Origin of the sequence: Plantibacter flavus, from assembly GCF_900177615.1 — a bacterium.
GTDB classification, from domain to species: Bacteria; Actinomycetota; Actinomycetes; order Actinomycetales; family Microbacteriaceae; genus Plantibacter; species Plantibacter flavus.
Map to the genome: position 1 here is coordinate 1 of NZ_FXAP01000003.1, position 12107 is coordinate 12107.

At 71.8% G+C, this 12107-nt stretch carries 14 protein-coding genes and 1 pseudogene; 8 read left to right on the plus strand and 7 right to left on the minus strand.

What is annotated here, in order from left to right; translation table 11 throughout:
• The 5 genes and pseudogenes from B9Y95_RS10010 to B9Y95_RS20655 all read left to right on the plus strand — a co-directional run.
• Window positions 1–294 (plus strand): HNH endonuclease signature motif containing protein (locus tag B9Y95_RS10010; protein WP_143736433.1); only part of this gene is annotated, 294 nt, incomplete at its 5' end.
• Window positions 295–846: 552 nt separating this feature from the next.
• Window positions 847–1305, plus strand: coding sequence for a hypothetical protein (locus B9Y95_RS10015; RefSeq protein ID WP_085511754.1), 459 nt, complete (start codon window positions 847–849; stop codon window positions 1303–1305).
• Window positions 1306–1347: 42 nt separating this feature from the next.
• Complete coding sequence (locus B9Y95_RS10020) at window positions 1348–1947, plus strand: TetR/AcrR family transcriptional regulator (protein WP_085511755.1); 600 nt, start codon at window positions 1348–1350, stop codon at window positions 1945–1947.
• Window positions 1944–2351 (plus strand): annotated as a pseudogene (locus B9Y95_RS10025) (arsenate reductase ArsC); the annotation flags it as partial. The gene B9Y95_RS10020 and the pseudogene B9Y95_RS10025, both read left to right, overlap by 4 nt.
• A gap of 285 nt (window positions 2352–2636) precedes the next feature.
• Entirely contained in the window at window positions 2637–2777 is a 141-nt protein-coding gene (locus B9Y95_RS20655; protein WP_159453379.1) for a hypothetical protein, read from the plus strand.
• Between the two features lie 27 nt (window positions 2778–2804).
• Here the strand turns inward: B9Y95_RS20655 and B9Y95_RS10030 are convergent, their stop codons facing one another.
• The 5 genes from B9Y95_RS10030 to B9Y95_RS10050 are packed head-to-tail and all read right to left on the minus strand — an operon-like array spanning window position 2805 to window position 6721.
• Window positions 2805–3566 (minus strand): GH25 family lysozyme, encoded by a 762-nt coding sequence (locus tag B9Y95_RS10030; protein ID WP_085511757.1) that lies wholly within the window; start codon window positions 3564–3566, stop codon window positions 2805–2807.
• Between the two features lie 45 nt (window positions 3567–3611).
• Entirely contained in the window at window positions 3612–4688 is a 1077-nt protein-coding gene (locus B9Y95_RS10035) for a sulfate/molybdate ABC transporter ATP-binding protein (RefSeq protein ID WP_085511758.1), read from the minus strand.
• A complete protein-coding gene (locus B9Y95_RS10040; protein WP_085512174.1) occupies window positions 4685–5452 on the minus strand; it encodes an ABC transporter permease in 768 nt (255 codons plus the stop codon). The genes B9Y95_RS10035 and B9Y95_RS10040 overlap by 4 nt, the downstream gene beginning before the upstream one ends.
• 52 nt (window positions 5453–5504) lie before the next feature.
• Window positions 5505–6320 (minus strand): molybdate ABC transporter substrate-binding protein, encoded by an 816-nt coding sequence (gene modA / locus B9Y95_RS10045; protein ID WP_085511759.1) that lies wholly within the window; start codon window positions 6318–6320, stop codon window positions 5505–5507.
• Entirely contained in the window at window positions 6317–6721 is a 405-nt protein-coding gene (locus tag B9Y95_RS10050; RefSeq protein WP_085511760.1) for a TOBE domain-containing protein, read from the minus strand. Before B9Y95_RS10050 ends, modA begins: the two co-directional genes overlap by 4 nt.
• A 125-nt stretch (window positions 6722–6846) precedes the next feature.
• Between B9Y95_RS10050 and B9Y95_RS10055 the strand changes: the two genes are divergently transcribed.
• Window positions 6847–7515, plus strand: coding sequence for an SGNH/GDSL hydrolase family protein (locus B9Y95_RS10055; protein ID WP_085511761.1), 669 nt, complete (start codon window positions 6847–6849; stop codon window positions 7513–7515).
• A 21-nt stretch (window positions 7516–7536) separates the two neighbouring features.
• Here the strand turns inward: B9Y95_RS10055 and B9Y95_RS10060 are convergent, their stop codons facing one another.
• Entirely contained in the window at window positions 7537–8838 is a 1302-nt protein-coding gene (locus tag B9Y95_RS10060) for a M23 family metallopeptidase (protein WP_085511762.1), read from the minus strand.
• Window positions 8839–8857: 19 nt separating this feature from the next.
• Complete coding sequence (coaBC, locus tag B9Y95_RS10065) at window positions 8858–10174, minus strand: bifunctional phosphopantothenoylcysteine decarboxylase/phosphopantothenate--cysteine ligase CoaBC (RefSeq protein ID WP_085511763.1); 1317 nt, start codon at window positions 10172–10174, stop codon at window positions 8858–8860.
• 80 nt (window positions 10175–10254) lie between these two features.
• On the opposite strand from coaBC, the gene B9Y95_RS10070 reads away from it, so the two are divergent.
• A complete protein-coding gene (locus tag B9Y95_RS10070) occupies window positions 10255–11004 on the plus strand; it encodes an NRDE family protein (RefSeq protein ID WP_085511764.1) in 750 nt (249 codons plus the stop codon).
• Between the two features lie 99 nt (window positions 11005–11103).
• The gene (locus tag B9Y95_RS10075; protein WP_085511765.1) at window positions 11104–12009 is read left to right on the plus strand and encodes a LysR family transcriptional regulator; all 906 of its coding nucleotides are present in this window, start codon (window positions 11104–11106) and stop codon (window positions 12007–12009) included.
• Window positions 12010–12107: the final 98 nt, after the last annotated feature.

Here is a 12107-nt window from a genome sequence, read left to right on the forward strand (position 1 = left end):
CGGAAGCAGTACCGGGTTCCGGCCGATCTGCAGCGCGCGGTCCGCTTGCGAGACGGCACCTGTCGGGCACCGGGGTGCGGCAGGCGCGCCAGAGCCTGCGACCTCGACCACTCGGTCGCGTGGGACCACGGCGGCACAACAGATGTCGGCAATCTTGCCTGCCTCTGCCGACATCACCATCGCATGAAACACCTCCCCGGGTGGAACCTCGACCACGGACCCGGCGGGGTGCTCGATTGGACGACACCCGACGGGAAACATCACCGGACCGAACCGGACCCCGCGCCGTTCTAACCCCCGCAGGTCCCCGAGCCAGTCGATGGGTTCCTCGTGGGCACTTCGACAGGCTCAGTGACCGGGCTGGACTGTGCTCGCAAGCTTTTCGGTCCCTGAGCCTGTCGAAGGGCACTCGGGTCGCGCCGCCTCGATGAGCGGGAGAGGAGCACCCGGAACGATGAGGCATCCTCGTGGACACTTCGACAAGCTCAGTGACCGGGAGAGGAGCACCCGGAACGATGAGGTGTCCTCGTGGCCACTTCGACAGGCTCAGTGACCGGGAAACGTTCACCGGCGACGCTGAGGCATCCTCGTGGGCACTTCGACAGGCTCAGTGACCGGGAGAAGTCCACCGGCGACGCTCCGGTCGCTGAGCCTGTCGAAGGGCACCTCGGTTGCTCCGGCTCCGTGGCCGGGAGCGGTACGGCCGGATCGCTCCGGTCCCTGAGCCTGTCGAAGGGCAGTCGGGGTGCGTTCGCTCGGTACGCGGGAGGACTCCCGCCGGCTCACATCGTGTGCCACCGTCCGCAAGCCCCCGACATCGAGGTCCGATCGCGACAGACTGGTCGCATGAGTTCTGCAGACGACCGCACGACCGACGGCCCCGACGACGCCCACCGAGTACCCGCAGGGGTCGACGACGCGACCGTGGAAGCGGTCGGCAAAGTGACCGAGGCGCTCGAGGTCGTCGAGCAGGCGCGCGGCATGCTCTACGGCTTCCACCGACTGACCGGTAAGGCGGACCTCGCGCTCGGCGAAGCCGCGGAGGCCCTCCGCGAGGCAGGACAAGACGCCCTCGCCGACCGGATCGACACCGAGCTGGTCGGACGCAACGTCATCGACGGACGCTGGACGTTCCAGATCGTCGAGGACTACGACGGCAACTACTGGGAACCGTTCCGCACGCTCGAGGCGGAGGTCCGGAACGAGCTCGCGGGCGGCCGCCGCCACCTCGCGGAAGCCGCCATGAAGGAGGACCGCCGCACGCACGGCGCGCCCCACCAAGAAGCCACACCGCCGACGGTCTGAAGCCGCACGGCATCACGGCCGCGTGCCGTTAGGCTCGATCCGATGACCGATGCACCCGTTTCCCGGACCAAGTTCTCCCGCCAACGGGTGATCGTCGGAGCCGCCGAGTTCGCCGACACGCACGGCGCCGACGCCCTCACGCTCGCCGCCCTGGCCCGCGAGCTCGACACCTCTGCACCGGCCCTCCTCAAGCACGTCCGCAGCACCGAGGACCTCCGCGCCGCCGTCGCCCAGCTCGCCCTCGCCCAACTGGCCAGCGGACTCGACATCGCGACGAACGGACTGAGCGGGTCCACCGCACTCACCGCACTGGCCGACGGGTACCGCCGCTTCGCCCTCGCCTATCCCGGTCGGTACGCCCTCGCGTTCTCGACCGAAAACGCCCGTGCCGACACCGGCGAGCCTGCTGATCGCGAGCTCGTGATGCTCGTCGAACGCGCACTCGCGGGCCGCGGTCTCGACAGCGTGGCGATGACGGACGCCGGACGCATCGTCCGGGCAGCACTCCACGGCTTCGTGTCCCTCGAACTCGTCGGCGGCTTCACCCGCGGCGCCGACCCCGCCACCAGCTACGCTGCCCTCGTGGACCTCCTCGACCATTCGTCCGTGCTCGGCTCACGCCACCTCCAGGAGACGCCATGACCATCACGCCCACCATCCCCACCGTCCTCTTCGTCTGCGTGCACAACGCCGGTCGCTCCCAGATCGCAGCCGGCTTCCTCGGCGCCCTCGCCGGCGACCGGGTCGAGGTGCTGTCGGCCGGGAGCGAACCGAAGGACCGGATCAACACCGTGGCGGTGGAGGCGATGGCCGAACACGGTGTCGACATCACCGCAGCCGTGCCCCGCATCCTCACGACCGACGCCGTCCGGGCCTCCGACGCGGTCATCACGATGGGCTGCGGCGACGCCTGCCCGATCTTCCCCGGCAAACGCTACGAGGACTGGGAACTCGAGGACCCGGCAGGGCAAGGCATCGAGGCCGTCCGCCGCATCCGCGACGACATCGAGGAGCGGATCGCCGCGCTGTTCGTCGAGCTCGTGCCCGCCGAGGCGTCCGAGTTCCCGGCCACCATCGGCTCGGTCGCCCACGAAGCGCTCGGCGCGCACGGCTTCACCCGCTTCGAGCAGCTCACGCGGGTCTCCCCCGCCGCCCTGCTCCGCATCCACGGCGTCGGCCCGAAGGCCGTCGACGTCCTGACCGGCGAACTCGCAGCACGCTCGCTCGCCTTCGCCTCCTGAGCGCGGCCGGCGGCCGGCGCCCGGCGCCCGGCGCCCGGCGTCGGCACGCAACCCCATTGCCCAGCGCGACACCCGTCGTATCGTGGTCGTATGAGCAAGCACGCAGCGAACGACGACAACCTTCCCCAGGACCACGAGACCACCGAGGACTCCATCGAGCAGGAGGTCGACGGCGAGGACACGTTCCTCCCCGTCGCCGAGCCGACCACCGGTCCCGCTCCCGCCCCGTAACCCGAGGCACCTCGAGGACGCCGCGGATCAGGGGCCGACGAGGGCCTGGAGGTCGCGCAGGGAGCCGTCGAAGACGTTCACATCGATGAACTCCTCCTTGCCGACGTACCCGGGCATCCGTTCCCGGCTGGTGTACTGCCAGAGGTCCCACGCCCGCCCGCCCGACAGGACCGGCGGCGTGACGACCGAGCGGATCCAGAGCGGGTTCCGCTCGTACGAGCCCGCGAGGAACGCGTCGTAGTACCGCATGGTCGCGTAGATGATCGGCGGCCGGGCGTAGTGCTCCTCGAGTGCAGCAAGGAGCGGATCGAGTACGGCGGCGACCCGCTCCGCACTCGGAGGCGTCCGGCAGTAGTCGGCGTAGCACTCGAGATCGATGGTGATCGGGAGAGCGCCCGCGGTGACCGGCACGGTGTCGAAGATGTTCTGCGCCTGCGTCTCGGCCGGGCTGTCGAAGCTCAGGAAGTGGTAGGCCCCGATAAGCAAGCCGGTCTCATCCGCCGCACGCTGCGCGCCCGCCCAGTTCGCGGCGAACCGTTCGTCCTGATCGCCTGATCCCTCGGTCGCCTTCATGATCGCGAAGTCGATGGGCTGAGCCGAGAGGACGTCCCAGTCGATCTCGCCCTGGTACGAGGAGACGTCGACACCGCGCACCGCGTACGAGGCGGCCAGGATGGCGTTCGGGCGCACGAGCCCCATGGCGACGAGCGCCGCGCAGATCCCGCCGATCGCGAGCGTGCCGGCGGCCCCGACGACGAGCGGCCACCAGCGTCTCCAGAATCGGTTCATCGACTCACTCTGTCACGTCTCGGCCGTGTCCCGGTGCAGGACGCCTCAGCACGGGTACAGGACGGCTGCCCGCGGGTCGACCACGAAGTCGACGACGTCCCCCGTCGACCAGCCCGCGGCCGCGAGCTGCTGTACGGCGACGTCGGCGGTGATGACCGCCGAGCGGACCCGGACGACGTCGCCCCGCGGCTCGAGGTCGGTGATCGTCGCGCGGAGGGCACCCGGCGCACTCGGGCTGCCAGACCCGTCAGCCTCCCGGACCTCGACGCGGGAGGGTCGGAACGCGCAGGCGACGGCGACCCCGACCGGGATCGGGTCCGCCTCCGCGGAGGAGTCGACCTCGACCTCCGCTCCGTCCGGCAGACGGAGCCCGCGTTCCGTGCGCACGCCCGTCAGCAGTTCGAGTCCCGCGAGGTCCGCGGTGAACGCCGTCCGCGGCCGCTCGAGCACCTCCGCCGTCGGCCCCTGCTCGACGATGCGCCCGGCGTCCAGGACGATCACCCGGTCCGCGAGCGTGTACGCGTCGAGCACCTCGTGCGTCACGAGCACGGTCGTCCGTCCGTGCAACTGGTCACGGAGCATGCGGCGCAGGTGCGGCGCGACCGTCGCATCGAGCGCGGCCATCGGTTCGTCGAGGAGGAGGAGGGCCGGGTCGGGGGCCAGTGCGCGGGCGAGCGCCACCCGCTGCGCCTGGCCGCCGGACAACTCGGCAGGACGGCGCCCCTCGAGCTCGGACACCTCAACCTCCGCGAGTCGTCGTCGGGCGATGTCCCGAGCCTCGCCGCGCGACGCACCGGCGACCAAGGGGCCGTAGGCGACGTTGTCGAGCACGGAGCGGTGCGGGAAGAGCAGTGCCTCCTGGGCCAGGAGCGAGATCCCCCGTCGGTGCGGCGGCGACCACTGGTCCCGACCCGGTCCACCGACCGCGAACAGCTCGCGACCGGCGAGGGTCGCGTGACCCGTGTCCGGACGCAGGAGCCCGGCGAGGACGGCGAGCAACGTCGACTTGCCGGCGCCGTTGGGGCCGAGCACGGCGACGGTCTCCCCCGCGGCGAGGTCGACGGCGAGCTCCCAGTCGCGTTCGCGCAGCGTCGCTCGGAACTCCAGGGCCGCCCCGGTCATCGCACCACTCCGGCGACGGTCCGTCCACGCCGGATCGACCCCTGCGCCCCCGCGACGCCGACGACGAGGACGGCCACGACGACGAGGACGAGTGACAGCGCGACCGCGGCGTCGGGATCGGTCTCGCGCTGCAGGTAGATCTCGAGCGGCAGCGTCCGGGTGACCCCCTGCAAGCTGCCCGCGAAGGTGAGGGTCGCCCCGAACTCGCCGAGGGCCCGAGCGAACGAGAGGATCGCGCCCGACACGACGGCGGGTGCGAGGAGCGGCAGCGTGACGGTGCGGAAGACGGTGGTGGGACGTGCGCCGAGCGTCGCGGCGACGGCCTCGTACCGCGAGCCGGTCGTGCGGATCGCCCCCTCGAGGCTCAACACCAGGAACGGCAAGGCGACGAACGTCTGCGCGAGGACGACGGCGGTCGTGGAGAACGCGATGTCGATCCCGGCATCCGCGAGTGCCGGTCCGAGCAGGCCGAGCCGACCGAAGGTGTAGAGCAGGGCGATCCCGCCGACGACGGGCGGGAGCACGAGCGGGAGGAGGACGAGCGACCGCAGCAGCCGTTGCCCCGGGAATCGGGTACGCGCGAGGACGAGGGCGAGCGGCACGCCGAACACGATGCAGAGGGCCGTCGCGAGTGACGACGTCCGCAGACTCAACCCGAGCGCCGCGACCGACGACTCCGAGGTGACGAGCGCGCCGAAGTCCGCCCAGTCCACCCGCAGGACGATCGCGACGAGCGGCAGCAGGACGAACGCCGCGCCGACCATCGCGACGACGACGATCCAGCGGGGCACCCCCGAGCCGAGGTCCCTCACGGGGTCACGGTGCGCCGAAGCCGGCGTCGGCGAGCACCCGCTGTCCCTCGGCGCTCACGACGTAGGCCGCGAAGGCAGCCGCGACGGTGGGGTTCGCACTCCCTGCGAGCGGCGCGATGGGGTAGGTGTTGACGGCCTCCGACGACTCGGGGAAGGTGATGCCCTCCACGGCGTCGCCGGCCGCGATGACGTCGGTCACGTAGACGAGGCCCGCATCGGCCTCGCCCGAGGTCACCTTGCCGAGGACGTCGGTCACCGACGACTCCTCGCTGACCGGGCTCAGCGCGACACCCGTGGCCTCCTCGACGGCGACGGTGGCCGCTCCACAAGGGACCTGCGGCGCGCACACGACCGTCTTGACGCCCGGACGGGCGAGGTCGGCGAAGGTCTTCACGCCGGCGGGGTTCGACGGGGGCACGGCGATCTGCAGGACGTTGGTCGCGAAGTCGACCGGGTCGCCCTCGACGAGGTCGGCATCGGCGAGCTTCGTCATGTTCTTCTCGTCTGCGGAGGCGAACACGTCGCCGGGAGCACCGTTCGTGAGCTGCGTGACGAGGTCGGAGGATCCGGCGAAGGTCAGCTCGACGGTCGTGCCGGGGTGCGCCTCCTCGAAGTCCTCCGCGAGCGCCGTGAAGGTCGTCTTGAGCGACGCCGCCGCGTAGACCGTGATGGAGCCGCTGAGCTCGTCCGCCGTGGCCGAGGCGGTGGGTGTCGGCGTCGCGGCGGGGGCGGCGCAGGCGGACACTGCGAGCAGGACGCCGGCGCCGAGGGCCAGTGCGCTGAGCAGTCGGAAGGATCGACGGGGTGCGGTGCGGTTCATGAGCTCGCCTTCGGGGTCTCGATGAGGACCGTCGTGGCCTTCACGACGGCGATGGCCGTGGAGCCGAGTTCGAGACCGAGTTCGCGGACCGCCTCACTGCTCATGAGCGACACCACCCGGTGCGGCCCGCACTGCAGTTCCACCTGCGCCATGACCGTGTCCATCGTGATGTCGGTGACGATGCCGACGAAGCGGTTGCGGGCCGAACGCCCGATCTCCGAAGGGTCGACGGGGAGGACGGCGTTCTGCCGGGCCAGTTGAGCGAGCGACAGGCTGTCGACGACGCCACGGCCCGCGTCGTCCTTCGCGCTGACGAGTGCGCCCTGGTCGATCCAACGACGGACGGTGTCGTCGCTGACCCCGAGGAACAGGGCGGCGTCTCGGATACGGATCTGCGGCATGGAGTCAGGTTAGCGCACGTATTCGCGTGGACATGACCTAGCTGCAACCGCATTCGCGTTCCGAATCCTCCGCAGCCCATCGGCGCTTCGACCCTCCGCGACGCCCACCGCTCCGAAGCATCCGTATGAGATCACGACTGCTCGCCGCCGTCACCCTGCTCGCCCTCGCCACCGGCCTCACCGCCTGCGCGTCCCCCGGCGCAGGGACCGGCGGCGCCACGGGCGACGGACCCCTCGTCGCGTTCTATGGCGACTCGTACACCCTCGGCACCGGAGCGAGCGACCCGGCCGACCGCTGGTCCACCGTCGTCAGCGAGGAACGCGGCTGGCGGGAGTTCAACCCCAGCGTCAACGGCCTCGGATTCGTGAACCACCGCGACCGCTTCGGCGACGGCAGCGGTGACCTCCCCTCCCTCATCATCGCCGAGCAGCCCGACATCGTCTTCGTCACGATGGGGCTCAACGACGCGTTCAGCTTCGACGATGCCGCCGACCGGATCCACGAGCAGATCACGACGGACCTGCAGCGCCTCCGCGACGCCCTCCCGGAGGCCCGCTTCATCGTCGTCGAACCGTTCTGGTACACCGACGAGCGACCGCAGTCGATCGAGACGATCATCGGCTGGGTGGCCGACGCAGCTCAGGAGATCGACGCCGACACCATCCCCGGGGCGTCGCACTGGATCGAGGGGCACCCGGAGTGGATGGCCGCGGACGGCCTCCACCCGAACGACGAGGGGTACGCGGAGATGGCTCGCCGCATGGACACCGAGCTCGAGCGCCTCGGACTCTGACGACTCGATCAGAGGCGCGGCTCAGCCGAGGCGGATGCCCCGGTCCGCCATGAACGGGACCGCGTCGACGCGCGAACCGCCGATCCTGACCTCGAAGTGCACGTGGCATCCGGTCGAGGCACCCGTCGTTCCGACGAGCGAGATGTTCTGACCGGCGGACACCCGCTGACCCTCGCCGACGAGGATGCTGCTGTTGTGCGCGTACCCGGTCATGACGCCGCCGCCGTGGTCGACGAGGACCCAGTTGCCGTAGGTGCCGAGCCAGCCCGCGTAGACGACGGTGCCGGCGTTCGCGGCGTAGACCGCTCGCCCGCAGCCCGCTCCGATGTCGGTGCCCGAGTGGAACGGGTTGACGCCGGGCACGGGGCGACCGGGTCGCGGTCCGTAGCTGTCGGTGATCCGGCCGGAGATCGGCAGGGCCCATCCCTGGCTCCCGACGGCACCCGAGGCACCACCACCACCACCTCCGCCGCCACCGCCACCTCCGCCGCCGGCGTTCGCAGCGGCCTCGGCCGCCGCGCGTGCAGCCTCAGCTGCGGCCGCCGCGGCTGCAGCAGCGGCGGCCGCAGCCGCCTTCACTTCCTCGCCCTTGCGGTAGTCGGCCTCGGTGGCTGCGCGGTTCTCCTTGAGGACCACGAGCTGGGCCTCGAGCGTCGCGAGGTACTCCTGCTGCTCGGACACGGCGGTCTCGGCGTCGGCACGGGCTGCGACCGCGTCCCCGAGCGCGGTCTCAGCCGCGGCGGCGAGCTCGCCGAGGGCGGCCTCCGCGATGGTCGCCTGTTCGGTGAGCAGCGACGCCGTGTTCGCGTCGGTCCTCGCCCGCTCGTAGGTGCCGTCCGTGGACTCGCTGAGCTTCGTGATCGTGCTCAAACGCCCGAGGAGCGACTCCGGTTCCTGGCCGTCGAGGAATGCGGCGGTACTGAGGTCGACACTCCCCGACCGCAACCACGCGGCGACGAGCGCGCCGGCCTGGCGTTTGGAGGCCTGCGCCGCGGTCGTCGCGGCGACGGCCTGCTCACGGAGGGAGACGGCACGGTAGCTCGCCTCGTCGACGGCCAGCTGAGCGGCCTCGTACTCGTCGGCACGGAGGACGGCCTCAGCTTCGGCGAGCGCCGCAGCGGTCTTCAGCTGCTGGACCAGCCCCTCGATCTGACCGATGGTCGACTGCTTCGAGGACTCGCTCGAGCGGGCCGCCTCGACGTCCTCCCAGCTGGGGTACTCCGCAGCGGCGGCCGGCTGGGCGAGACCCATCGAGAGGACGATGACTCCGGCGAGCGCCGCGGCGATGGAGGCGCGACGGCGCGCGGGACGGAGGCGTGGCATGGTGTCATCGTGGCAGTGGTCAGCCCCGTTCGGGGGGAGGCTCGCCAGCCTGGGGACGAACCGGCTCGGCCCGGTGGGCGAGCACGAGGTCGAGCAGCCGGTCGGCGATGCTGCGCTTCGAGCCGGTCGCCTCACCGACCACGTCGCCGACGCCGTCGATCACGACGACCTCGTTGTCGGGCGTGCCGAAGCCGTCCGTCCACCCCACGCGGTTGAGCACGAGGAGGTCGGCGCCCTTGCGTGCCACCTTGGCCCGACCGAGGGCCAACAACTCCTCGTGGTCGGCGGCGGTCTCCGCGGCGAACCCGACGACCAGTCGTCCGGGCACCCGGGCCGCGGCGAGTCCGGCGAGCACGTCGGGGTTGCGGACGAGTCGCAGGGTGAGCTCGTCGCCGGTGTCGTCCTTCTTGATCTTGCGTTCGGCGATCTCGGCGGCGCGGTAGTCGGCCACGGCTGCCGCCATGACCACGAGCGTCGCGTCGGCCGCCACGTCCTCCATGGCGACCGCGAGTTCCGCTGCGGTGCCGACCGGGACGACCCGCACACCGTCGACCGCGGCCGCTTCGGCAGCGACGTCGGCGTCCAGGTGTGCCGCGACGAGCACCACCTCGGCCCCGCGCTCCGCGGCGGCCTGCGCGATGGCCAGCCCCTGCCGGCCGCTCGACCGGTTCCCGAGGAACCGGACCGGGTCGAGCGGCTCGCGGGTGCCTCCGGCCGAGACGACGACGCGCTCGGCCCGCAGGTCGTCCGGGTGCGCGTCCGTTCCGCCTGTGCGTCGGGCGAGCAGCGCCAAGCCGGCGGCCACGATGTCGTCGGGTTCGCTCATGCGTCCCGGACCCGTGTCGCCGCCCGTCAGCGCGCCGTGCGCCGGCCCGATGACGGCCACCCCGCGCGATCGCAGGAGGGCGACGTTCGCGGTCGTCGCGGGGTGCTGCCACATCTCGGTGTGCATCGCCGGTGCCAGCAGGACCGGTGCCCGGCTGGCCAGGATCGTGGTGCCGAGGAGGTCGTCGGAGAGTCCCGCCGCGAGTTTCGCGAGGGTGTTGGCCGTCGTCGGCGCGACGACGATGAGCTCCGCGCGCTGCCCGAGGGCGACATGCCGGACTTCGGCGACGCCGTCGTACAGCGAGGTCGTGACGGGGTTCCGGCTGATCGCCTCGAGCGTCGGCAAGCCGACGAACCGGAGGGCACTCTCGGTCGGCACCACGTGGACGTCGAAGCCCGCGAGCACGAACCCGCGGACGACGCCGACCGCCTTGTACGCGGCGATCCCGCCCGTGATCCCGACGACGACCGTGCACCCCGCCGCCTCCCGCGATGCGTCCCGCACGCCCATGCCGCCTCCTCGCTTCCGGCGCTCCCGCGCCGGGTCCTCGTCTAGTCTGTCCTAGTCCGGCCGGCCGAGGAGGAACCAGCGTGTGCACCGTCATCATCGACTTCGACCCGGGGCGCGCGTGGCCGATCGCCGTCCTCGGGCTGCGAGACGAGCAGCCGGGGCGTGCCTGGGACCCACCCGGCGCGTGGTGGCCCGGACTCGGTGACGGCGTCCGCGGCATCCACGACCGCGAAGCGGGCGGCGCGTGGCTGGCGACGAACGACGATGCCCCGGGCGGCCCACGGGCGGCGGTGGTCCTCAACCGACGCGAGGACCTCGACATGCCCGCCGCCGGGTGGACCTCGCGGGGCGTCCTGCCGCTGGAGGCCGTCACGACCGGCGTCGATGCGGAGGACGCCCGCAGCGCCCGGTCATGGAACCTCGTGGAGCTGCGTCCTGACGGCGTCGCCGTCACCAGCTGGGACGGCTCCTCGCTCCGGTCGATCGACGTCGCGCCCGGTCTCCACCTCGTGACGCACGAGGGCCCCGACCACCTCGACGTCCCACGGGTCCACCGGTGGCGGCCGGCCTTCCTCGACGTCCCGTCGCCCATCGGGCCGCTGGACGGTGCGACGGCCGCGTCCTGGGAGCCGTGGTTGCGCACGTTGCGCTCCACGACGAGCGTCCCCGCCGACGCCGACGAGGCGATCGTCCGTGTCGACGACCACGACGGCCTGCGCCTCGCCTCGCTCTCGGTGACGGCACTCTCGCTCGGCACCGACGGCGCGGTGCTCCGGAACGCCCGACTCGCCGAGCCCGGCCGTCTGCCGGAGGAGTTCGTCTGGGAGTGACCCGGACGGCGACGGTCTGCACCCTCCGGGAGCCACGGGACCCGGATCGGACTGCCACCCGTGTGGAGGGCGCCCTGGCGCGCTCGATACTGTTGCAGCATGGCCCTGAACCCCGTGCGACTGCGACTGCTCGAGGCGTTCGACCGCCTCGGTACGATCCGCGCCGTCGGCCGTGAGCTCGACCTCAGCCCCTCGACCGTCTCGCAGCAGCTCTCCGTGCTCGAGGCCGAGACCGGCGCCGCACTCCTGGAACGACGCGGCCGGACGCTCACCCTGACACCGACGGGTGCGCTGCTCGTGGAGCGCGCTCGGGCCCTGCTCGCGCAGATGGACGCCATCGAGGTCGAACTGGCCGAGGTCGAGTCCGAGCCGTCCGGTCGGTTCCGCATCGCCGGGTTCGCGAGCGTCATCGCCCCCATCCTCATCCCCGCCGCGCGCTCCCTCGCACGGCAGTACCCACGACTCGAGGTCGAACTCATCGAGGTCGAACCACACGAGAGCACCACCGCCGTCCAGCGCGGCACCTGCGACGTCGTGATCACGGTCGACCAGGAGGACGGGTTCCTCCTCGACCCCTCCGTGCACAGCGTGCCCCTCACCACCGACCCGCTGCTGCTCATCGCGCCGCTCGACCACCGACTGGCCGCGCAGGAGCAGGTCACCTTCAGCGAGCTGCAGACGGAGTCGTGGGCCCTCGACGCACCGGGCACCTACCTCGGCGAACTCGTCCCGCTGATCTGTCGTCGCGCGGGGTTCGAGCCGAGGGTGGCCGGACGGTTCACGAGCTACGAGGTCGTCATCGACCACGTGGCGGCCGGCCTGTCGATCGCCGTGCTCCCGGACATCGCGATCGGATCGCGAACGGACGTCGTGCGGAAACCCATCACCGGGATGAGTGAGCGGAAGATCGTCGCGACGGCGAGGAAGGGTTCACTGCAGCGTTCGGCCGTCGCGGCAGCACTGGCAGCGGTGCAGCGGGCCACGGACGAGGCCGTCGCCCGCTGAGCCGCCGCGAAACCGGCCGAGCCCCTGCGGGGAGGATCAGCCGTGGTAGCCCGACTTGGACATCGCGACGAGCGCCCCGACCAGGCCGATGCCGCCGA